Below are 22,678 nucleotides of genomic sequence, written 5' to 3'. Positions count from 1 at the left end.
TCGTGTGTTTGTGTCTTTTCTGTGAGTGACTTTGATCGGTACTCACTGACCATCCCACGATGGCTCATCACGTTGCCGAAGCAACGCTCACGACTGGGAAACCACACCACTCAAGGGGACGTAACCGAAGGATTCATGGCACTTCACATCCGCAATGGAGAAAGAGGACTCCTTCAACACCGTCCAAGAGGCAATGAAAGCCCTCTGGGAGGTGAATTGACGAGCCGGCGTGAGGACGAACGCCTGACCACTCCCAGCGACGAGGCGCCGACTCCCGCTCCGCAATGCAGCCGGGGCCGTTGTCTCGCCCTGGAATTGCTCCTCGTCCTGGAGGAGCGAGTGCTGCGAGGCGCGAGCGGGACCGAGCTGTTCGCTCTGTCCACCCGCAGGGTTCGGGCCTGGAATGAAATCGGTCTTAGGTTGGAATCGCATCTCACGCTCCCGGAAACTGCACAGTGGTAGCAAGGGATCCCGGATTGCGTGAAACGCCCACAGATGAAAAGCCCCTCCAATCGGAGGGGCTTTTCTTGTGTGAGCTGAGCGCCAACGGTCACCCATGCGGACAATTGCACCCGGTGTGCCGGGACCAATCGTCCGCTTCGGCAACAGTTGCGGCTCGCATCCTTTCAGCCGGGTACTGGATGCGCCGCGCGCGGTCGTGTTCCGGGCGTGGGCAGACCCCGCAGCCCTGCGATGGCTCTTCACCGACAAACAGCCGGCTGATGAGCCGGTGGAACTCGACCTGCGGGTGGGCGGCGCGCGGCGCCAGCGCATGATCCTGGATGAGCAGACCGACTACATCACCGGGGCATCTACCGGGAGATCGACCCGGGGACGCGACTCGTCTTCACCTGGGGCGCCGTGGGCGGCTGGCCCGAACTCAGCGGAGCGGCCGCGGACGACGCCCCCGTCGCCACCGTGCGGCTGACCGATCAGGGGAGTCGCACCGAGCTGGTCTTCTCCGTCGACCTGTCGGGCCACTTCTCCGACGATCGCGCACGCGAGGGAGCTACTGCCGTCGGACTACGCCGGGGCGCAGCTCGAAGACCTGCTCGCGAACGCGGGCGAGGGCGTGTTCGACCGCACCGGTGGCCACCGCTTCAACGCCCAGCGCCGATGCGACCAGCTCGGGGGAGGCCGGGTCGCCGCAATCGGCCAGGATGGTGGCGGCGAGGCGGATGGCGCCAGGCAGTGAATCCACCGCGGAACCGCCCACGATGATCCGGTCGACGTCCAGCAGGGCCCCGAGGACCAGACAGATCTGGGCGAGGCGGGCGGCCAGTTGGTCGAGGAGCGCGGCCGCGGCCGGATCACCGGCTTCCGCGGCCCAAGTGACGTCACTCTCGTGCAGCGTGACCGGGTCGAGCCGGCCGAGCACGCTGTGCGCAGGAAGGGATCGGGACCTGATGGCGTTGGCTGCCCAACGTCTGGCGCACAGGGCAAGGCCGTCGGCCGAGCCGACGCCGGAGACGTGATCCAGGAAGCGCATCTCGCCGGCACCGCCCTGCCGGCCGCGCACCAGCCTGCTGTCGATCATGAGTCCGGCACCGATGCCCTCGCCGACGAGCAGGGCGATGAAGGAGTCCAGCTGGCGGCCGCGGCCCTCCGTCGAGGAGCGCTCGGCGATCGCGGCGAGGTTCGCGTCGTTCTCCACGGTCACGATCGGGGCGGACACGGCAAAGAGCCGCCCGTAGCCGGGGTTCATCAGGTGCCAGAAGTCGGTGCCGTAGCCGGGCGGCGCGCCGTTTTGTGCAACGGGAGCCGGAACGCCCACCGTGAGGGCCAGCACGCTGCCCGGGTCCACCGGCGCCGCCGTGATCGCATCATCGACGACCCGCCGGGCCAGAGCGAGCCGGGTGCCGGCATCCGAACCCTCGGCCCGGGTGGGGAGCATCGCCGCGGCCCGACCGAGGGTCCGGCCGCGAAGATCCGCGACGGTCGCCGACATCCGGTCGAAGCCGGCGTCGACGCCGATCACCGCGGCGGCCTCGTCGCGGAGCGAGTAGCGCCGCGCCGGCCGGCCTTTCCGGTAGTCGCCGACGGCGCGCGCATCGCCCAGTTCCTGCAGCCAGCCAGTGCCCACAAGCTGGTCGCAGACCCCGATCACGGTCGAGCGGGTGAGGCCGGTCGTGCTCATCACGTCGGACGCGGTGAACGCTGCGGCGCCCCAGGCACAGTCGAGGACCCGGCGTGCGTTGAGCCGGCGCATGCCCCGGGGTGACGTTGCAGAACCGAGATGTTCCAAGGCCTTGACCTATCCATTCGCCGGTACAACCATCTATCTCACCAAATAGATTCGCAGTCTATATCTTCTCGAATCGGGGTGAAACGGCCCCGCTACAGCATTCGGCCCGGGTCATCAGCACCGGGAAACACAGGGAGACAATGACGTGTCCTATCCAAGTTCGACCCGGTCGCGGCTGGGTTCCCTCTCCGCCATCCTGATCGCAGCGGCTTTGGCGCTGGGTGGGTGCGCGGCGGACCCGGGCTCCGGGCCGGCCGAGATCACCTTCCACATGAGCAAGCCGGAAGCCATCCCGTTCTTCCGCGATCTCACCAAACAGTTCAACTCGGAGCAATCCGACGTGCGGGTCACCCTCGACACGGCGTCGAATCTGTCGGCCGGCTTTCTCCGCGGCAACCCGCCGGACGTCGGCCTGCTGAACTACAACATGGAGATGGCCAGGTTCATGGAGCGGGGCGCGTTGTCGGATCTGTCGGACATGCCCGAAGCCGACCGCATCCGGCCCGACGTGCAGGAGCTCGTCGACCAGTACGCCACCTTCCCCGGTCGAACGAGCGTGCTCCCGTACTCCGTCGCGGCGGCCTCGGTGATTTACAACGTGCAGATGTTCGAAGACAACGGCATCACGGTGCCGGCCACCTGGGATGAACTGATCGCTGCCTGCGAGACACTGAAGGCCGCGGGCATCACTCCCATCTACAGCACCTACAAGGAGCCATGGACGGTCGGCCAGGGCCTGTTCGACTACACCGTCGGCGGTTCGATCGAGGTGGCCGACTTCTACGAGCAGATGAACGAAGAGGGCACCAACGTGGGGCCGGACTCGCCGGTGTCGTTCCAGAAGACGCTCCGCGACCCGGTGGAGCGGATGGTCGAACTGGCCGGGTACTCCAACGAGGACGCGGAGAGCCGCGGCTACGGCGACGGCAACGTGGCCTTTGCCAAGGGTGCGGCCGCGATGTACCTGCAGGGCCCGTGGGCCCTGGGCGAGATCGCAAAGACCGATCCCGACCTCGAACTCGGCACCTTCCCGCTGCCCGTCACCGATGATCCGAACGACCGCAAGGTACGGGTGAACCTGGACCTGGCCCTGTGGATCCCGGAGATCAGCAACGACAAGGAGGCCGCCAGGGAGTTCGTCTCCTACCTGATGCAGCAGGACGTGATGGACGAGTTCAACGCCGACTTCCTGGCCTTCGGCACCACGACGGATGCCGCCCCGGCCACCGACGAGCGCATCCTGGGCATGCAGGAGTATTACGACGAGGCGAAGTTCTACCAGGGCCCGTCACGCGCCATTCCCCTGACCATTCCCACCGACAACTACCTCCAGGCCATCGTGACCGGTGCGGACATAGATAAGACGCTCGCGCAACTCGACGACGACTGGGCCCGGCTGGCACTGCGCGGCTGAGGGCAACCGGAAAGGACACCGACAATGAGTACTCCGATCGCCCCGGCAACGGCGAAGGCCGGTTCACTCGTCTCGAATGCTGAGCGCGGTCAGGTCGGCCACCTGGTCGGCGGCCGTTCCACCAAGCGGGGCCACCGGCGCATCGACCCGATCTACTACCTGTTCCTGCTTCCGACCCTGCTGCTGTTCACCCTGGCCATCACCCTCCCGGCGCTGATCGGCATCTTCTACAGCTTCACGAACTTCATCGGCTTCGGTGAATGGCAGTTCATCGGGATCACCAATTACATCGCCGCGTTCTCGGACCCGGCGATTTTGGCCAGCTACGGATTCACGTTCGGTTTCGCGATCGTCACAGTGGTGTTCGTGAATGTCATCGCCTTCCTGCTCGCGGTCGGACTCGTCTCCCGCATCAGGCTGAAGAGCGCCCTGAGGGCCGTCTTCGTCATCCCGATGGTGATCTCCGGCATCGTGATCGCCTACGTGTTCAACTTTCTGTTCTCCAATTCGCTTCCCGCCGCGGGCGCGTCCACGGGCATTCCGTGGCTGCAGGAGTCTGTTCTGGCAAACCCGAATCTCGCTTGGCTCGCGATTGTGGTCGTCACCACCTGGCAGTCCGTGCCCAGCGTGATGCTGATCTACATCGCCGGGCTCCTGTCCATCCCCGGCGAGGTGTATGAGGCGGCCGACCTCGACGGTGTGAATGCCTGGTCCCGGCTGCGTTCCATCACGCTCCCGCTGGTGGCCGGTTATGTCGTCATCAACGTCATCCTCGGCTTCAAGAATTACATCAACGCGTATGACGTGATCGTCGGTCTCACCAACGGAGGCCCCGGGACATCGACCCGCAGCGTCGCGATGACCATCTTCACGGGTTTCACCGGTGGTGATTACGCGTATCAGATGGCGAACGCGACGATCTTCTTCATCATCGCCATCCTCATCTCACTTCTCCAACTCAGAATCACCCGCGGAAGGGCGGCGATCTCATGACTCAGATAGCAGCAAAGCCGCTACCCGACTCGGCGGGACCCGCCCTAGCCGTCGCGACCCCCACCACCATCCGGCGTCGGGGGAGGGTGGGGCGGGAGAAAACCAACTGGACGACCATGGTCATCCTCTGCCTGTGCGCCCTCACGGTGCTGCTCCCGCTCTACGTGACCGTCTCGATGTCGCTGAAGTCGACGGCCCAGGCTGTGGACGGCAACGCGTTCTCCCTGCCGTCGCCGATCGACTTCTCCGGCTTCACCACGGCGTGGGAGCTGACCAACTTCCCGGTGGCCTTCGTCATCACGGCGCTGGTCACCGCAGGCACCGTGATCGGCACTGTGCTTTTGGCGGCCCTGGCGTCGTACGCGATCGTTCGCAACTGGGAGCACCGCCTGTTCCGCTGGTCGTTCTTCTACCTGCTGGCGACGCTGTTCATCCCGTTCACCGTCATCGCGCTCCCGCAGATCCAGCTCACCGGCCTGGTCGGCCTGGCCAACCCGCTCGGAGTGACGATCCTGCACATCATGTTCCAGCTCTCCTTCAGCATTCTGCTGTTCACCGCGTTCCTCCGGTCGATTCCGCTTGAGCTCGAGGAAAGTGCCCGGATCGACGGCGCGACGACCTGGCAAACCTTCCGCCAGCTGATCTTCCCGTTGCTGGCCCCGATGAGCGCCACCGTCGCCATCTTCGCCTTCCTCGCCTCCTGGAACGACTTCATGATGCCGTCGTTGATCATCGCCGATGCCGCTCAGCAGACCATTCCCGTCGTACAGAACATCTTCCAAACGCAGTTCAGCACCAACTACAACGTGTCGTTTGCCTCATACCTGATGGCGATGGCGCCGGCCATCGTGGTCTACCTCTTCACCCAGCGCTGGGTGATGGAAGGCGTCACCCAGGGTGCGGTCAAGGGGTGACGGGCTCGTCGTCCAGAGCATCGTTGTGCTGGGACAGCTTCGCCCGGTCCTCCGCTGACGATGCGCGATCGCTCTTGGCGTGTGAGCGGTCCAGTGCCGCTGCCCGGCGTTCGCCGAGGCCGGAATAGGTCTCGGTGGTATCCAGAAAGGCCTGCAGGTCGGCCGCTTCCGCCCGCTTGTCGGAGACGTCGTCACGGATATCGGCTTCACTGTCGCGCCGGTCGGCGTCCAGCAGGATCTTTTCGATCTCCGCCTCGTGCGCCGGAGGCCGCGCGTCCGCTGCGGGACGGGCGGCAGCGGCGTCGCCGCCGCCATGAGGAGAGTGCTTAGAGGTGCCCACACCGTCCATCTAATCACCACCTCCCAATGCGGCGGCCAGGGGCAGACCACAACGGCCCCGCGTCATGCGTGCGGGGCCGTTGTGGTGGTGCAGGTCGAACGGTTACTGCTGAGCCTTGACTTACTTGCTGGCCTTGCGGGCCGGCTTCTTGGCCTCGGCGGTGGCAACCTCTGCACCGGTCTCGAGCGCGGCGTCAACCACGGCTGCGCGTCCGGCGCGAACCTCGGCGAACGACTTGCCGTAGTACGCGGCCTCCATGAGGGTCTTCATGTCATCCAGCATCGGCATCCGCGGGTTGGCGGGTGCGCACTGGTCGCCGTAGGCGCCCATGGCGAGCGAGTCGAGGCGGCTGATGAAGTCTTCCTCCGGCACGCCCTGAGCCTGGAAGGACGGCTTGATGCCGACCTTGTCGCGCAGCTGCTCGACGGCCTTGGCGTAGGATTCGACGCCCTCAGCGGGGGTCGAGGCCGGAAGTCCGAGGTGCTTCGCGATCTCCTGGAAGCGCTCCGGGGCGATGTAGTGCTCGTACTTGGGCCAGCTGGTCAGCTTGGTCGGCACGGTGCCGTTGTACCGGATCACGTGCGGCAGGTAAGTCGCGTTGACCCGGCCGTGGATCAGGTGCAGCTGGGCGCCGGTGACGTGGGCCATGGCGTGGACTATACCGAGGAAGGCGTTTCCGAAGGCCATGCCCGAGATCGATGCGGCGTTGTGCATCTTCTCGCGGGCCTTGATGACGCTGTCGTCGTTGCTGCCGATGGTGCCCTTGACGCTGGTCTCGATGTTCTCGAAGATCAGCTTGATCGCGTGCAGGCACAGGCCGTCGGTGAAGTCGTTCGCGTAGACCGAGACGTATGCCTCTGTGGCGTGGGTCAGGGCGTCGAAGCCGGAGTCGGCGGCCAGGAAGGACGGCATCATGGCGGTGAGCACCGGGTCGATGATGGCGACGGACGGGATCAGCGCGTAGTCGGCCAGCGGGTACTTGATCCCGGTGACGTCGTCGGTGATGACGGCGAACGGCGTCATCTCACTACCGGTACCCGAGGTAGTCGGGATGCAGACCAGCTTGGCGAGCTCGCCCAGGTCGGGGAACTTGAACGCGCGCTTGCGCACGTCGAAAAACTTCTCCTTCATGTCGGCGAACTCGATTTCGGGGTGCTCGTACAGCAGCCACATGACCTTCGCGGCGTCCATGGGAGAACCGCCACCGAGGGCGATGATGGTGTCCGGCTTGAAGGCGCGCATTTCCTCTGCGCCCTTCTCCACGGCGGCGACGGTGGGCTCTGGGAGCACGTTGTTGATGATCTGCAGGGCGACGCGGTTCTCGCGGCGGTTGAGCACGTCGAGGATCTTGTCGACGAAGCCCAGGCGGGTCATGGTCGTGTCGGTGACGATAGTGACGCGGGTGACGTCGCGCATGTCGGCGAGGTAGCGAACCGCGTTCGGCTCGAAGTAGGTCTTCGCGGGGATCTTGAACCACTGCAAGTTGTTGTTCCTCCGGCCAATGCGCTTGACGTTGATCAGGTTGATCGCCGACACGTTGTTCGAGACGGAGTTGTGTCCGTAGGAACCACAGCCGAGCGTGAGCGAGGGGATGAATGCGTTGTAGATGTCACCGATGCCACCGAGCGAGCTGGGGGCGTTGGTGATGATGCGGACGGCCTTGACGCGCTTGCCGAACTCCTCGATGATCGCGGGGTCTTCACTGTGGATCGAGCCGGAGTGGCCCAGGCCGTCGAATTCCACCATCTGCTCGGAGAGCGAGATGCCCTCTTCGGCGTCCTTGGCGTGCAGGACGGCGAGGACCGGGGCGAGCTTTTCGCGGGTCATCGGCTCGTGCGGTCCGACTCCGGAAACCTCCACCAGGATGATCGAGGTGTCGTCGGGAATGGTGAAGCCGGCCTGCTTGGCGATCCACACCGGCGACTTTCCGACGACGGTGGGGTTCAGCTTGGCGCCGGCGCAGTTCTCCGAGTTGGCCTGCACGCCGAAGATGAACTCTTCGAGCATGGCCTTCTCAGCGGTGTTGGCGAGGTGGGTGTGCAGGATCTTGAACTCTGCCATGGCCTCTGTGTAGAGGGGCTCTTCGATGATGACGGCCTGCTCCGATGCGCAGATCATGCCGTAATCGAAGGACTTCGAGAGCACGACGTCGTTGACGGCACGCTTGAGCTTGGCGCTCTTCTCGATGAAGGCCGGCACGTTTCCGGCGCCGACACCCAGGGCGGGCTTGCCACAGGAGTACGCGGCGCGAACCATGGCGTTACCACCGGTGGCGAGGATGGTCGCGATGCCGGGGTGGTTCATCAGCAACGTGGACGCCTCAAGGGAGGGGGTTTCGATCCACTGGATACAGTGCTCCGGGGCGCCGGCCTTGATGGCGGCGTCGCGAACGACGCGGGCGGCAGCGACGGAGGACTGTTGGGCTCCCGGGTGGAAGCCGAAGATGATGGGGTTGCGGGTCTTCAGCGCGATGAGCGACTTGAAGATCGCGGTCGAGGTGGGGTTGGTCACGGGCGTGATACCGCAGATGACGCCGACGGGCTCGGCGATCTCGGTGATGCCGGTGATCTCGTCGCGGCTGATGATGCCGACGGTCTTGAGGTTCTGCATGGAGTTGGTCACGTGCTCGCAGGCGAAGAGATTCTTCACTGCCTTGTCTTCGAAGACACCACGGCCGGTTTCGGCGACGGCGTGCACGGCGAGTTCGGCGTGCTTGGACAGCGCGGCAACGGAGGCCTTCTTGACAATGAAGTCAATCTGTTCCTGCGTGAAGTTTGCGTATTCCTTGAGCGCGACCAAGCCCGCGGAAACCATGGAGTCGATCTGCGCAGCTAGTGGAGTGGCGACTGGTTGGTCTGTGATCGTCATTAGTTTTCCTCCTGGACAACCCGATCTGGGATCTTTGTCTCTGGTTCAAACCTAGGACTGTGCAACGCCCAAAACACGGGCCAAAGGTCCCACCACAACTGTTCCCCGTGCGGACAATTGCGCCCGGCGCACCGGGCCCAATTGTCCGCAGCGGGAACAGTCAGCCGGCGAGGCCGCGGACGGCGGCCACGGCCTCGCGCACCCGCACGGCCGTTTCGGACAGTTCGGCGGCAGTGGTGCCGGCCGACAGGGTGAAGCGCACGGCGGTCTGGGCGAGGTCGCCGGGGATACCGAGGGCGGTGAGCACGTGCGACGCCTCGTCGCTGCCGGCCGCGCAGGCCGACCCGCTCGAGCAGACGATGTCGAACCTCTCCAGTTCGAGCAGCACAGCCTCCCCGCCGGTGCCGGCGAAGGTGAATGAGGCATGGCCGGGCAGGCGGTGCACCGGGTGCCCGGTGAGGGTGGCGCCGGGCGTTGTAGCCAGGACCTCGGCGATGAAGGTGTCGCGCAGCGCGCTCAGCCGCGGTGCGAGGTCTACTCGTTCGGCCTCGGCCAGGTCGAGGGCGGTCGCCAGGCCCACAGCGCCGGCGACGTTCTCGGTGCCGCTGCGCTTGCCGCGCTCCTGCCCGCCGCCGTGCAGCACCGGTTCGACGCTGAGGCGGCCGCGCAGGAACAGGGCGCCAACGCCCTGGGGGGCGCCCAGCTTGTGCGCGGAGAGGGTCAGGGCGGCCACACCGAGGTCGGCGACGTTCAGCGGCAGCCAGCCGGCGGCCTGCACGGCGTCGGTGTGGAAGGGGACCCCGGCGGCTCGCGCCATGGCGGCGAGCTCCCGGATCGGCTGCACGGTGCCGATCTCGTTGTTGGCGTAGTGCACAGCGACGAGCGTGCTGTCGGGCCGGAGGACCGTGGCGAGGTCGGCAGGATCGACGCGGCCGGCGGCATCCGTGGGCAGCAGGGTGATTTCGAACCCATGCAGCCGGCGCAGGTAGTCACAGGATTCGAGGACGGCCTCGTGTTCGAGGGCCGTGGTGATGACGTGCCGGCCGCGCGGGCTGCCGAGGGCGAGGCCCTTGACCGCCAGGTTGTCGCCCTCGGTGCCACCGCCGGTGAAGGTGATCTCACCCGGCCGGCAGCCGAGCACGGCCGCGATGCGGGCCCGCGCGGACGCGAGCACCGCCGCGGCGGCCTCACCCACCCGGTGGTGGCTGGACGGGTTGCCGAAGCCGCGGGTCATGATCGGCCAGATGGCCTCGGCGACCTCACGGCGAAGCGGTGCCGTCGCTGCGTTGTCGAGGTAGATCATGGGCGCTCCCGGCGGTGGCGGGCGGTCAAGCCGTGGGGAAGACGGCTTCGGGCAGGATGACCACGTCGAGGCCCAGGTCGAGCGCACGCACGCTATGGGTGAGCGCACCCACCGAGATCACGTCGACGCCGGTCTGCGCGATCCGCCGCACGGTCTCGAGGGAGACCCCGCCGCTGGCTTCGACGATCGCGCGGCCGGCGATGCGGCGCACGCCCTCGCGCAGGTCGCCGAGGGCGAAGTTGTCCAGCATGATGGTGTCGATGCCGGCGGCGAGCACCGGTTCGATCTGCTCGAGGGTGTCCACCTCCACCTCGAAGTGGGTGGTGTGCGAGAGCTTCGCCCGCACGGCCAGCAGTGCGTCGGTGAGGCCGATGCCGCCGGCGCTGAGCACGGCCAAGTGGTTGTCCTTGGCCATGACGGCGTCGGAGAGGCTGAACCGGTGGTTGTGGCCGCCGCCGTCTCGCACGGCCTGGCGTTCGAACGCGCGCAGGCCAGGCGTGGTCTTGCGGGTGTCGACGATGCGGGCCGTGGTGCCGTCAGTCTCGGCCACGTACCGCGCCGTGAGCGTGGCGATCCCGCTCATCCGCTGCACGAAGTTGAGGCCGATGCGTTCGGCCTGCAGGATACCGCGGGCCGGGCCGGACGCCTCGGCGAGCAGGTCGCCGGCGGCGAAGGGAGTGCCATCGCGGACGAGCAGGTGAACCGTGATGCGTGGGTCGACGAGGCGGAACGCCGCGTCGAAGACGGCGCCACCGCTGAACACGCCGGCTTCCCGGGCCACCAGCTGGGCGGTGGCGACGGCGTCGGCGGGGATCAGCATCTCACTGGTGAGGTCGCCCCACGGGGCGTCCTCGTCGAGTGCGGCGCGAACCACGGTGTCGATGGCGGGAGTGGTCAGCATGCGATGGCCTCCGAAGCGGACGATGAAGCGGGAACAAGGGTGCGCCAAAGCGACTCCGGGCGGCGGCTGAACCGTGGCCGGGCGAGTTCGGGCCGGCTGCCGGGGAAGTCGGCCCGGTGGTGCGCGCCGCGCGATTCTTCACGGGCGAGGGCGGCGGCCACGATCAGGCGGCCGAGATCGAGCAGGTTGCCGGTCTCCAGCTCGTTGACGGTCGCGTTCGCCCGGTCCGCGGCCTGCCAGTCGGCCAGTGTCGCGGCGGCCGCGGTGAGTCCGGTGCCGGAGCGGTGCACGCCGGCAGCCTCCCAGAGCAGGTTCTGCAGGGTGGCCCGGTCTACGAGCGAGTCGCCGGCCGCGTCGCTGTGGGTGCCGTCGCCTGCGACGGTCGAGTCGGTCGTGTCGGCGTTGAACAGGGGGTGCCGGCCGGTGCTGTGGTCGAGCGCGCGCACGGCCCGGTCGGCGAAGACGGCGGCTTCCAGCAGCGAATTCGAGGCCAGCCGGTTGGCGCCGTGCGCGCCGGTGCGGGCGACCTCGCCGACGGCGAAGAGGCCGGGCAGGGACGTGCGGCCCCAACCGTCGGTGGCAACACCGCCCATCCAGTAGTGCGCGGCGGGCGCGACGGGGATCGGTTCGATCGCCCAGTCCAGACCGGCGGCGCGGCAGGCGGCGGTGATGGTGGGAAACCGGCTCTCGAGCAACTCCCGGCCGAGCCCGGTCGCGTCCAGCAGCACCGGGGCGCCGCCCTGCGCCTTCATCTGGGCGGCGATGCTGCGGGCCACGATGTCCCGCGGCGCAAGTTCGGCATCCGGGTGGATGGCCGGCATGAAGCGTTCGCCGGTGCTGCTGAGCAGCACCGCGCCTTCGCCGCGCACGGCCTCGGAGACCAGCGGGGTGCCGGGTACGGCGAGGGCGGTGGGATGGAACTGGTAGAACTCCACGTCGGCGATCGTGGCGCCGGCCCGCCAGGCCGCGGCGACGCCGTCACCGGTGGCGATGGCAGGATTCGTCGTGTGCTTGTACAGCGCTCCCGCACCGCCGGTGGCGAGGATCACGGCGTCGGCGGCCACGGTGTGCCGGGCGCCGTCCGGTCCGAGCAGTGTCGCGCCGGTCACGCGGCCGTCGTCGACCACCAGGTCGACGAGCATGGTGTGGTCGTGGATGGTGATCTGGTCGCCGCCGTGCGCGTGGGCGCGATCGGCGCGTTCCTGCACCGTGGCCACCAGGGCGGTCTCGATGGCGAAGCCGGTGGCGTCGCCGCCGGCGTGCAGCACCCGGGAGCGGGAGTGCGCCGCCTCGAGGCCGCGCGTGATGCCGGACTCGTCGCGGTCGAAGTCGACCCCGAACCGGATCAGGTCGCGCACCCGGGCGGGGCCCTCTTCGCAGAGCACCGTCACGGCGGCCGGGTCGCAGAGACCGGCACCGGCGCGCAGGGTGTCGAGGATGTGCGCGTCGGTGGAGTCATCCGGAAACAACGCCGCGGCGATGCCGCCCTGGGCGTACCGCGTATTGCTGTCGGACAGGGCGGCCTTGGTGACGAGGGTCACCCGGTGGCCGGCATCGGTGGCCCGGACCGCGGCGATCAATCCGCCCAGTCCGCTGCCGACGACGAGCACGCGTGCCATGGTCAGGCTCCCACCACGACGGGGGCGACGGGGCCGGCAGCGGGCGGCTTGGCGGCGAGCATCCGCTCCAGAGCCACCCGGGCGTGCCCGGCGACGTCGTCTGCGACGGTGATGCGGTTGAGCACCTCGGCGGGCACGCCGTCGCCGCCCACGAGGGCTTCGAGTACCCAGGCCAGGTAACCGGAGTGGATGCGGTACATGGTCGAGCACGGGCAGACCACCGGGTCCAGGCAGAAGATGGTGTGCTGCGGATACTCGGCGGCGAGGCGCTGCACCAGGTTGATCTCGGTGCCGATCGCAAACGTCGACCCGGCGGGGGCGGCGGCGATCGCCTTGGCGATGTAGTCGGTCGAGCCGTACTCGTCCGCCGCGTCGACGACGGCCATCGGGCACTCGGGGTGCACGATGACGCGCACCCCGGGGTGCTCCGAGCGGGCGGCGGCGATCTGGTCGACGGTGAAGCGGCGGTGCACGCTGCAGAAGCCGTGCCAGAGGATCACCTGTGAGTTCTCGAGCTCGCTTTCGGTGTTGCCGCCGAGGGGCTTGCGCGGGTTCCACATCGGCATCCGTTCGAGAGGCACGCCCATCGCCTTGGCGGTGTTGCGGCCCAGGTGCTGGTCGGGGAAGAACAGCACCCGCTGGCCACGCTCGAAGGCCCACTCGAGCACGGTTTCGGCGTTGGAAGAGGTGCACACGATGCCGCCGTGCTCGCCGCAGAAGCCCTTGAGCGCGGCGGAAGAGTTCATGTAGGTGACGGGGATCACCGGGACGCGGCCGTCAGCATCCGGTTCGGTGCCGTACAGCTCTTCGAGTTGCTCCCAGCACTCGGTGACCGAGTCGATGTCGGCCATGTCGGCCATCGAGCAGCCCGCGGCGAGGTTGGGCAGGATCACGGCCTGCTCGGGGCGGGAGAGCAGGTCGGCCGTCTCGGCCATGAAGTGCACGCCGCAGAAGACGATGGCCTCGGCGTCGGGCCGGCTCTGGGTGGCCACGGCGAGCTGGAACGAGTCGCCGACGAAGTCGGCGTGCTGCAGCACCTCTTCGCGCTGGTAGAAGTGGCCGAGCACCACGACCCGCTCGCCGAGGGTGGCCTTCGCGGCGCGGATCCAGTCGCCGAGTTCGCCGTTGGAGGCGGTGCGGTATTTCGCGGGCAGTTCACCCTGGCGGGGGGAACCGGTGGGGATCACGTCACCCATCGACGAACCCGGGCCGTACCCCGGCGCCTTGGCGTCGAAGTACCAGGGATCGACGGCGAGGTCGGGCGTGCAGGTGCTACCCGTGGTCTCGCCCGTGCTGATCAGGCGGATGGTGCGGTCGACCGATGCGATGGTCATGTCGTGCTCCTCGTGGGGTGCGGCGTGGATTGGAGGGGAGTTTCGGGGAAGCCCGCCGACGGGCCGAGCGGGCCCTGTTCGGCGAGGGCGTTCGAATCGTTGTACCGGTACAACCGGGGCGGCCGATGCGGCACGCCTGCCAGGCGCAGGCCCGTGTCGACGACGGTGCCGGAGGACTCGATGGTGCGCCGGAAGTTGGCCGGGTCGAGGGCGCGCCGGAGGACAGCTTCGTGCACATCCCGCAACTGGGCCAGGGTGAACGTCTCACCGAGGAAGGCGTGCGCGATCCGGGAGTACTCCACCTTGGTGCGCAGCCGCCAGAGCGCATAGTCGACGATCCGGTTGTGGTCGAAGGCGAGGGAGGGCAGTCGGTCGGCGGGGAACCACTGAACGTTCTCGTCGACGGCAGCGAGGTCGGCCTCGCCGGACTGCACGAGAGCCCAGTAGACGACCGAGATGACCCGGCCACCGGGGGAGCGGCCCACGTCGCCGAAGGTGTACAGCTGCTCCAGATAGCTCGGGGTGAGGCCGGTGGTCTCCCGCAGCGTGCGGGCGGCAGCTGCGGACATCTCTTCGTCGCTGGGCAGCCAGCCGCCGGGCAGGGCCCACAGGCCCAGGTGGGGCTCCCTGGTGCGGCGCACCAGCGGCAGCCACAGGGTCATGAAGCCGGATTCGAGGTCTGGCCGCAGGGCAAAGATCACCGTCGACACCGCGAGTGCGGGGGTCTGAATCTCGGTCATGGGGACATCCTGGAGTAAAGGTCAGAGTGACTTTAACGTGAGGCTCATCATATAGTCATTTTGACCTGAAGGTGAAATCTCGCCGAGGTGCGAAGCGGCGCCGCGCCCGCGCGCCGCGTGGCGCGGGTTGCACGCCGGTACGCGGGCTGCGCGCCACCCGCGCAGCGGCGCCTTGCCCGCGTAGCGCGAGCGGGCTTACTCCGAGGTGGCGCCGTGCCCGCGTAGCGGCGTTGTGCCCGCGAAACGGCGCGCGCCCAACGCGACAGTTGTGGCTGAGGCCGCGGGCCTAGTGGTCGCCGGTGCGCCTGGTCGCGACGGCCGGGTTGGAGTTCCGGGCGCCATGCCCGGTCAGGCCCCAGATCGTAACCCGTCCCATGGCCTCGAACACGATTCCGCCGCTCATCTTGGAGGTGCCGAGGGTGCGTTCGACGAAGGTGATCGGAATCTCCACCACGCGCAGGCGGGCACGCACGGCGTGCAGCAGCATGTCGATTTGGAAGCAGTAGCCGAGGCTGTCGACGCTGCCCAGTTGCATCCGTTCGAGTGCGTCGGCGCTGTAGACCCGGTAGCCGCCGGTGACGTCGTGTTGCGGCAGCCGCAGCAGCAGCCGCGAGTAGAGGGAGCCGCCGCGCGAGAGCATGCGGCGGTGCCAGGGCCAGTTCTCCACCCGGCCGCCTGGAATCCAGCGGGACCCCATCACGACATCGGCGGTACCGGCTGCCGTCAGCAGGGCCGGCAGCTGCTCCGGCAGGTGCGAGCCGTCGGCGTCGAGCTGCACCAGGTAGTCGAAACCGCGTTCCCGACCCCAGGCGAAGGCGTCCAGATACGCCGCGCCCAGTCCGTTCTTCGCAGAGCGGTGCAGCACGTGCACGCTCGCGTCCTCGGCGGCCAGCCGGTCCGCCAGGTCGCCGGTTCCGTCGGGGGAGGCGTCGTCGACGACGAGGATCTCGGCCTCGGGCACGCTGGCGCGCACGCGGCTCACGATGGGGCCGACATTCTCGCGCTCGTTGTACGTGGGGATGATGACCACAGTGGATGGCATGGAACTAGCTTGGCAGTTCGTCCCTGAACGTGCGATTTGAGGCGCTCTCAGTGCGGCGGTCAGCGCATGTGCCGGGGCAGCCTGATTTCGACGGCCAGGCCATCGCCCGTGTTGCGGAGCAGGATCCTGCCGTTGGCGCGTTCGACGATGGCGTGCACGATCGCGAGGCCCAGCCCCGACCCGCCGGAACTGCTCGACCTGGAGTTGTCGGGGCGGGAGAACCTGTCGAAGGCGAGCGGGATGAAGTCCTCCGGCAGCCCCGGCCCGGTGTCGACGACGGTAAGGAGGGCGCCGTCGCCGGAGCGTTCGAGTGTCACGGTGACGCTGCCGTGGCCGGCCATGGCGTTCACGGCGTTGGAGATCAGGTTGTCCAGCAACTGACCCGTGTTCGTGGCCGAGATGGCGTACCGCCCAGTGCTGTCGTCGCCGTCGATGCGGTAGTTGACCTCGAGCTCGTGGCCGGCTCGCACCACCCGGGCCCGGTCGACGGATGCGGTGATCTCGCCGACGAGGCCGGCCCAGTCGGTTTCGGGCGGAACCTGCTCACTCTCGAGTTTGCTCAGCTCGAGCAGGTTGGTGGCCAGGCGGCTGAGCCGCTCGGCGGTAGCCGAGGCGTCCCGGATGTCGCGCTCCAGGGCTGGGGCGTCGCCGGAGTCGAGGTAGGCCAGTTCCAGCTGGGCCCGCAGGACGGCCAGCGGGGTGCGCAGCTCGTGGCTCGCATCCGAGACGATCTGCTTCTCCCGGTCGACCCCGCGCCGCAGCCGCTCGATGAAGTCGTTGAGGGTGCGGGCGAGTCGGCTCACCTCGTCCTGGCCTGCGGGGACCCGCAGCTGCGCCGACGACCCGGTGGCGGTCAGGCTTTCCGCTTCTTCGCGTAGTCGGGTGACCGGGCGGAGGGCCGCGCCGGTGAGCAACCATGAGGCCCAGCCGAAACCGACGGTGAGGATCAGGGTGCCGAGCGATAGGACGCCCGTGAGCTCGTCGAGCAGCAGCCCGGGGGCCTGCTGGTTGCGGGCGGCGATCACGACCCAGTCGCCCGTGTCGGTGCTCACGGTGGTGGCGGACACCAGGTAGGTGGCCGCCGGGGTGTGCACGGTCTCCGGAGCGGGCCCCAGACCGGTGAGGAAGTCGATCTGCCGGTCCAGGCTGCGCGGCAGGGACGAGGTGCGCACGGTGCCGGTGGAGTCGACGATGGCGAGCAGCTGTCCCTCAGTGGCGACCTGGATGGTGTCGGTGGGGGAGGTGGCCAGCTGGTTGACCAGGGGTTCGGCGTCGTTCTGCAACATGGTTTTGTTCGTCTCGGTGAGGATCGACTGCACTTCGAGACGGAAGAAGAATGCGGCGGTGCTGAACAACAGCGTCGCGACGACGAGGCTGCCGACCGTGATCCGGGCCCGGATCGACAGTGGGGGGAGCCGCAGGCGGCGGAGTCGGTTCACCGTGCGGGCCGCCTCATTCGACGAGCTCCACCGAGTAGCCGGCGCCCCGCACGGTGACGATGCGCACGCCGGCGGCATCCGTGTCGATCTTGCGGCGCAGGTAGCTGATGTACTGGTCGACGATGTTCGGGTCGATGTGGTTGGTGCCGTTCCAAATCTCTTCGAGGATGGTGGTGCGGTCCACGGTGGTGCCGGCCCGGCTGCACAACAACCGCAGCAGGGCGACTTCCTTGGGGCTCATGGACACCGGGCGCCCGGCGACGGTGACGCGCAGGTCCCGGGAATCGAGCATCAGGTTGCCGATCTCCACGGTGAGCGGGGCGCCCATGGAATGCCGACGGAGCAGCGCGCGTACCCGGGCGGACAATTCTGCGAAGGCGAACGGCTTGGTGAGGTAGTCATCCGCCCCGCTGTCGAGCCCGTACACCCGATCGTCGACGGTGTCGCGGGCGGTGAGCAGCAGCACCGGCATTGTGCTGCCCGATTCGCGGATGCGGCGGCAGATCTCGAATCCCGACATCTGCGGCAGCATCACGTCGATGGCGGCCAACCCGAACCCGTCGCCGGTGAGGGCGATAAGGGCGTCAACACCGTTGGCAACCCGCACGGTCTCGTAGCCCTCGGCCTGCAGCCCGCGTTCGATGAGGGCGCCCATCTGGTCATCGTCCTCCACGACCAAGATCTTCATGCCGTCACCCTTCGCTCGCACCAGCATCCTATGCTGGCACGTTGCCGGCATAACCGCTCGCGGCCGGCCGACGAGGTGCCGGATGCCGCCGGTAGGCTGACGGCATGGTGGATTCGAGCGCGCAGGACGAACTCGGTGTGGCCGTGGCGCAGTTCTCGCCCGGCACCGACCAGGCCGTGAACCTGACCGAGATGCGGACGCTGGCGCAGACGGCCGTCGCGCGCGGCGCGAGCATCGTGGTCTTTCCCGAATACTCGGCGTTCTTCGAGAAGCAGATGGGCGAGGCTTCGCTGGCCGCCGCGGAAGCGTTGGACGGACCATTTGTGACGGCACTGGGCGAGCTCGCCGCGGACCTCGGGGTGCACATCGTGGCCGGTCTGCTGGAGAGCACCGACGACCCCGCACTGGTGCAGAACACCATCGTCGCCATCGACCCGGCCGGGCAGGTGGTGGCCAGGTACCGCAAGCTGCACCTCTACGACGCGTTCGGGGCGCGCGAGTCCGACCGGGTGCGTGCCGGTGTCATCGAGGTGCCCGAAACCTTCCAGGTGTCGGGCATTACCGTGGGCCTGCAGACGTGTTACGACATCCGTTTTCCCGAGGTGACCCGCCGCCTGGTCGACGCCGGTGCCGACCTGGTACTCGTACCGGCGGAATGGGTGCCAGGGCCGCTCAAGGAAGCGCACTGGCGCACTCTGGTCACGGCGCGCGCGCTGGAGAACACGGTCTACCTCGCCGCCGCCGACCACGCGCCGCCCGGGGGAGTGGGTGCGAGTATGGTGGTCGACCCGATGGGTGTGGAGCTGGTGACGATCGGGGTGACGACGGATATCGGCCTCGCCTGGGTCTCCCGCTCCCGGCTGGCCGAGGTGCGCCGGGTCAACCCCGCCCTGGAGCTGCGTCGGTTCGGTGTCGTCCCCCTCGTGCAGTCCTAAGGGGACGCTCAGCCGGTCTCGAACGAGCGCCGGGTCCATCCAGGCTGAGCTACGCCCGTCGCCCACTTCCATGGCGTTGCGCCAGGAGAAGAGGAAACTCTCGCCGCGGCAATGTCAAGCGATCCAGCAAGCGCGTGCACCCGGCGTCAGCGCGGCTCCGGGCGGCACACGGCCTGCAGGGTCTCGAGCGGCCGTTCGACATGGGCGAAATGGCCCGCGCCGGCGAGTACAGTACCGCCGAAGTCGGCAATGACGGCAGCCATCCGCATGTCGTCGCCGCCGGTGACGAAAACGTCGCGGGCGCCGTGCACGGACCGTACCGGGCACACGATGCGAGCCCACGACCGGTCGGCGTCATAGTGTGCGGCCCGATCGGCTGCGAGGGCAAACGAGCGCGGGCGGGCCTCGGCGGCCAGCGCATCGACGATGCTGGCGTCGATCCTGCCGACCCGGTCGAACAGCGGCGTGACGAGGGCTCGCATCAGCCCGAGGCAATGCAACGCCATCACGAATCCGTGGCCGCCGCCGACCCGGGCCAGCACTCGCATGACCCCGAGCAGGGCGGTGAAACCCGGCAGCACGCCGAATCGAGCCAGCGGATGCCGCACACTGTCGATGACGCTGTACGTCGTGGCCGAGACCAAGCCCACCTGGCTCGTCTGCGTGGGGTAGCTCGCCGCGAGTTCCAGGGCCACGAATCCGCCCAGCGAGTGGCCGACGACGCGCCAGCGTTGATAGCCGAGCGCGCGGGCGATCTCGGCGACGGCGGCCGCCAGCGTTTCGATGGTCTCGGCGCCGGCGTCATCGGGTAACGGTGTGGCACCCCAGCCCGGCAGGTCGGGAATGATCAGGTCGGAGATGGAGGTGTTCGCGACCTCGTCGGCCGCGCGGATCATCGGGGTCCAGGTCGTCCACGATCCGGCCGCCCCGTGCAGGAGAATCGTCGCAACCGGCCCGCCCGCTCGCCCGTGCCGCACCGCGACGGCGCCGAGGGCGGTGCGGATCCGGCTGCTGCCGAGGCCCAGCCGGTGTTCATCGGCGGTGAGCGGAAAGGGGCAGTACGCCAGCTCCGCAGCGGTCGTGATCGGGACGTCGGAGGTGCTGCGCATACTCCAGGTTCGGCGCGGGGCGGGCTGCGGATTGGCTGCCGGCCCAGCCTGGGTGCTGCCTGTCCGTTACGCCGGTCCCGGAATAGGCCGGTGGGGAGCACTGTTTGCAGAACGGGACGACTTTCCGGTGGCGGCGGCCCAACCGCGCCGGCCGGCGTCCGAACCGAATATCTAGAAGGAGCAATACGTGAGTCTTTTCACCCCGCTGAACCTCGGCGCCCTCGAGCTGCCCAACCGACTGGTGATGGCGCCGCTGACCCGGACGCGTTCCGGTGCCCACGGCATCCCCGGCGCACTGAACATCGAGCACTACGGGCAGCGGGCGACGCTCGGTCTCATCGTCTCCGAGGGCGTCTACCCCGACCAGGCCGGTCAGGGCTTCCCCGGCCAGCCCGGGCTGGTCACCGCCGACCAGATCGCCGGCTGGGCGAAGGTCGCCGATTCCGTGCACGCGGCCGGCGGCCGCATCGTGGCGCAGGTCATGCACGCGGGCCGGGTCACTCACGCCGAGACCAACGGCGGACTCGACGTGGTCGCCCCGAGCGCCATCGCCATCCAGGGTGAGAGCCACACCTATAGGGGCAAGCTGCCCTACCCGGTGCCGCGTGCTCTCACGGCCGATGACCTGCCGGGCATCATCGCCGGCTTCGTGCAAGGCTCTCGGAACGCCATCTCGGCCGGACTCGACGGGGTCGAGATCCACTCCGCCAATGGTTACCTGCTGCACGAATTCCTCGCACCGACGTCCAACGTGCGCGATGACGTCTACGGCGGATCACCCGAGAACCGGGCCCGCTTCGTGATCGAGGTGGTGACGGCCGTCGCCGAAGCCATCGGTGCCGACCGAGTGGGCATCAGGATCTCGCCGGAGCACAACATCCAGGATGCGCTGGAGACCGACCCCGCCGACGTGCTGGCCACCTATGGCGCCCTGGTCGACGGCCTGGCCCCGCTCGGCCTGGCCTACCTCAGCGTGCTGCACCGTGACCCCGCGTCCGAGCTGGTGCAGACCCTCCGCACCCGGTTCGGCGGCCCGCTGCTGGTCAACTCCGGCTTCGGCACCGTCACCACCCGCGCCGAGGCCGTTGCCCTGCTCGAAGACGGTTTGGGCGATGGGGTCGTCGTCGGCCGCGCCGTGATCGCCAACCCCGACCTGGTGCGCCGCTGGTTGGAGGACCTGCCGCTGAACGAGCCCAACCCGCTTACGTTCTACGGGCCCGACGCCGCGGGATACACGGACTACCCCGCCTACGCGAACTAGCTTCACCCGCAGTGCCCGAACGGCCCCGAGACGACAGTCCCGGGGCCGTTCTGCTGAGACGGGTACCTTACAGCCGGGCCAGGCGGGCGGCTGCTTCCTCGAGCACGTCCTCCCGCTTGCAGAACGCGAAGCGCACCAGCGACGCGTAGGCGGGCTTGTGCTCCGGCAGGCAGAAGGCGCTGATCGGGATGCCGACCACCCCCGCCAGCTCGGGCAGGGCCCGGCAGAACTCGACCCCGTCTGCGTAGCCGAGAGCGGCGGCATCCGCCACGATGAAATACGAGCCGTGCGGAACGGCCAGAGTGAATCCGGCAGCGGTGAGGCCGCCCGCCAACAAGTCACGTTTGGCGGCCAGCCCGGTGGCGATTCCGGTGAAGTAGGAGTCGGGCAGGTCCAGGCCGAGGGCGGTGGCGGGCTGAAACGGTGCACCGTTGACATAGGTGAGGAACTGCTTGACCGCGAGGATCGCCGTGACGATGGCCGCGGGCGCGCTCAACCAGCCGATCTTCCAGCCGGTGGTGCTGAAGGTCTTGCCGCCGGAGGAGATCGTCACGGTGCGCTCGCGAGCGCCGGGCAGGGTGGCGACCGGGACGTGCGCGACGCCGAAGGTGAGGTGCTCGTAGACCTCGTCGGTCACTATGAGCGCGTCGTGCTGGTGTGCCAGCGCCACGATGAGTTCGAGGGTCTCACGGCTGAAGACGGTGCCGGTGGGGTTGTGCGGGTTGTTGAGCAGGATCATCCGCGTGCGGCCGGTGACGGCGGCGGCCAGTTCGTCGAGGTCGGGCTGGAACGTGGGGGAGTGCAACCGCACCGTGCGGTGCACGCCACCGGCCAATGCGATCAGTCCGCCGTAGGCGTCGTAGAACGGCTCGAAGGTCACCACTTCGTCGCCCGGCTCGAGCAGGGCCAACAGGGTCGCCGACAGCGCCTCTGTGGCCCCGGCCGTCACCAGTACCTCGGTTTCCGGGTCGACGGTGAGGTTGTAGAAGCGCTGCTGGTGGCGGGCGATGGCCTCGAGGAGTACGGGCGCACCCCGGCCGGGTGGGTACTGGTTGACGCCGTCGCTGATGGCCTGGCGGGCGGCCTCGAGCACGACGGCCGGGCCGTCTTCGTCGGGGAATCCCTGGCCCAGGTTGATGGCGCCGGTGCGCATGGCGAGGGCGGACATCTCGGCGAAGATGCTGGCGGAGATGCTGCCATCGGCGGCAAGGAGACCGGCTCCGCGGGCGGTGCGCCGCCAGGCGCCGGTGATCGTCATGTGGTGACCTGCATGCCTCCAAATTTACGACATCCGGCATCCTGTGGATAACTCGCGCGGGTGAGGGTCCATGGCGCTTACGGTGACGGCATGGGCAATCACGGCGCTGGACGACGAGCCGCAGGGCGGAAGGTGGCGGTCGCGTGCGCGTGCCTCCTGCTGCTACCCCTTGCGGGTTGTGCCGAGGCGGCGACGTCCGCGCCGACTTCGAGCCCGCCGACGCCCACCCCGGTCTTCGCGTCAGACGAGGAGGCGCTCGCCGCGGCGACCGCGGC

At 68.3% G+C, this 22,678-nt stretch carries 18 protein-coding genes and 1 pseudogene; 6 read left to right on the top strand and 13 right to left on the bottom strand.

Features of this window, described 5'->3' with window-relative positions; all coding sequences use genetic code 11:
- Positions 1-810: 810 nt before the first annotated feature.
- Positions 811-963 (top strand): annotated as a pseudogene (locus tag JWP54_RS17645) (SRPBCC domain-containing protein); the annotation flags it as partial.
- A 46-nt stretch (positions 964-1,009) separates the two neighbouring features.
- On the opposite strand, the gene JWP54_RS01950 reads toward JWP54_RS17645, so the two are convergent.
- Entirely contained in the window at positions 1,010-2,209 is a 1,200-nt protein-coding gene (locus JWP54_RS01950) for an ROK family protein (protein ID WP_297366530.1), read from the bottom strand.
- Between the two features lie 181 nt (positions 2,210-2,390).
- On the opposite strand from JWP54_RS01950, the gene JWP54_RS01945 reads away from it, so the two are divergent.
- Genes JWP54_RS01945 through JWP54_RS01935 form a run of 3 tightly spaced genes read left to right on the top strand, consistent with a single transcriptional unit; the run spans position 2,391 to position 5,566 of the window.
- Complete coding sequence (locus JWP54_RS01945; protein WP_297366528.1) at positions 2,391-3,659, top strand: ABC transporter substrate-binding protein; 1,269 nt, start codon at positions 2,391-2,393, stop codon at positions 3,657-3,659.
- A 24-nt stretch (positions 3,660-3,683) separates the two neighbouring features.
- Positions 3,684-4,652, top strand: coding sequence for a carbohydrate ABC transporter permease (locus tag JWP54_RS01940; RefSeq protein WP_297366526.1), 969 nt, complete (start codon positions 3,684-3,686; stop codon positions 4,650-4,652).
- Positions 4,649-5,566, top strand: coding sequence for a carbohydrate ABC transporter permease (locus JWP54_RS01935; RefSeq protein WP_297366524.1), 918 nt, complete (start codon positions 4,649-4,651; stop codon positions 5,564-5,566). The genes JWP54_RS01940 and JWP54_RS01935 overlap by 4 nt, the downstream gene beginning before the upstream one ends.
- Here the strand turns inward: JWP54_RS01935 and JWP54_RS01930 are convergent.
- The 10 genes from JWP54_RS01930 to JWP54_RS01885 form a co-directional block, all read right to left on the bottom strand.
- Complete coding sequence (locus JWP54_RS01930) at positions 5,556-5,915, bottom strand: hypothetical protein (protein WP_297366522.1); 360 nt, start codon at positions 5,913-5,915, stop codon at positions 5,556-5,558. The genes JWP54_RS01935 and JWP54_RS01930 overlap by 11 nt on opposite strands.
- 111 nt (positions 5,916-6,026) lie before the next feature.
- On the bottom strand, positions 6,027-8,774 hold the full coding sequence (gene adhE / locus JWP54_RS01925; RefSeq protein ID WP_297366520.1) for a bifunctional acetaldehyde-CoA/alcohol dehydrogenase: 2,748 nt from the start codon (positions 8,772-8,774) through the stop codon (positions 6,027-6,029).
- Positions 8,775-8,934: 160 nt separating this feature from the next.
- Complete coding sequence (locus JWP54_RS01920; protein WP_297366518.1) at positions 8,935-10,077, bottom strand: cysteine desulfurase family protein; 1,143 nt, start codon at positions 10,075-10,077, stop codon at positions 8,935-8,937.
- Between the two features lie 25 nt (positions 10,078-10,102).
- Entirely contained in the window at positions 10,103-10,978 is an 876-nt protein-coding gene (gene nadC / locus JWP54_RS01915; RefSeq protein WP_297366516.1) for a carboxylating nicotinate-nucleotide diphosphorylase, read from the bottom strand.
- Complete coding sequence (gene nadB, locus JWP54_RS01910) at positions 10,972-12,597, bottom strand: L-aspartate oxidase (protein WP_297366514.1); 1,626 nt, start codon at positions 12,595-12,597, stop codon at positions 10,972-10,974. The genes nadC and nadB overlap by 7 nt, the downstream gene beginning before the upstream one ends.
- Before the next feature lie 2 nt (positions 12,598-12,599).
- A complete protein-coding gene (nadA, locus tag JWP54_RS01905; protein ID WP_297366512.1) occupies positions 12,600-13,931 on the bottom strand; it encodes a quinolinate synthase NadA in 1,332 nt (443 codons plus the stop codon).
- Positions 13,928-14,671 carry an NUDIX domain-containing protein gene (locus JWP54_RS01900; RefSeq protein WP_297366510.1) on the bottom strand — a complete coding sequence of 248 codons (744 nt, stop codon included), beginning with the start codon at positions 14,669-14,671 and terminating at the stop codon, positions 13,928-13,930. The genes nadA and JWP54_RS01900 overlap by 4 nt, the downstream gene beginning before the upstream one ends.
- A 286-nt stretch (positions 14,672-14,957) precedes the next feature.
- Positions 14,958-15,713, bottom strand: coding sequence for a polyprenol monophosphomannose synthase (locus tag JWP54_RS01895; protein ID WP_297366508.1), 756 nt, complete (start codon positions 15,711-15,713; stop codon positions 14,958-14,960).
- Positions 15,714-15,772: 59 nt separating this feature from the next.
- Positions 15,773-17,152: a HAMP domain-containing sensor histidine kinase gene (locus JWP54_RS01890; RefSeq protein ID WP_297366506.1), complete on the bottom strand. Its 1,380-nt coding sequence runs from the start codon at positions 17,150-17,152 to the stop codon at positions 15,773-15,775.
- A 13-nt stretch (positions 17,153-17,165) separates the two neighbouring features.
- Positions 17,166-17,840, bottom strand: coding sequence for a response regulator transcription factor (locus tag JWP54_RS01885; protein ID WP_297366504.1), 675 nt, complete (start codon positions 17,838-17,840; stop codon positions 17,166-17,168).
- Positions 17,841-17,944: 104 nt separating this feature from the next.
- On the opposite strand from JWP54_RS01885, the gene JWP54_RS01880 reads away from it, so the two are divergent.
- Positions 17,945-18,775: a carbon-nitrogen hydrolase family protein gene (locus JWP54_RS01880; RefSeq protein ID WP_297366502.1), complete on the top strand. Its 831-nt coding sequence runs from the start codon at positions 17,945-17,947 to the stop codon at positions 18,773-18,775.
- A gap of 146 nt (positions 18,776-18,921) precedes the next feature.
- Here JWP54_RS01880 and JWP54_RS01875 read toward each other — a convergent pair whose 3' ends face one another.
- The gene (locus tag JWP54_RS01875; protein WP_297366500.1) at positions 18,922-19,884 is read right to left on the bottom strand and encodes an alpha/beta hydrolase; all 963 of its coding nucleotides are present in this window, start codon (positions 19,882-19,884) and stop codon (positions 18,922-18,924) included.
- Between the two features lie 187 nt (positions 19,885-20,071).
- Here JWP54_RS01875 and JWP54_RS01870 point away from each other — a divergent pair, with 187 nt between their 5' ends.
- Positions 20,072-21,145, top strand: a complete 1,074-nt coding sequence (locus JWP54_RS01870) for an alkene reductase (protein WP_297366498.1) — start codon at positions 20,072-20,074, stop codon at positions 21,143-21,145.
- Positions 21,146-21,212: 67 nt separating this feature from the next.
- Here JWP54_RS01870 and JWP54_RS01865 read toward each other — a convergent pair whose 3' ends face one another.
- The gene (locus JWP54_RS01865; RefSeq protein WP_297366496.1) at positions 21,213-22,403 is read right to left on the bottom strand and encodes an aminotransferase class I/II-fold pyridoxal phosphate-dependent enzyme; all 1,191 of its coding nucleotides are present in this window, start codon (positions 22,401-22,403) and stop codon (positions 21,213-21,215) included.
- Between the last annotated feature and the right edge of the window lie 275 nt (positions 22,404-22,678).

Source organism: Cryobacterium sp., assembly GCF_025463825.1.
In the GTDB taxonomy this organism is placed as follows: Bacteria; Actinomycetota; Actinomycetes; order Actinomycetales; family Microbacteriaceae; genus Cryobacterium.
This window is presented reverse-complemented; position numbering and strand designations above follow the sequence as displayed.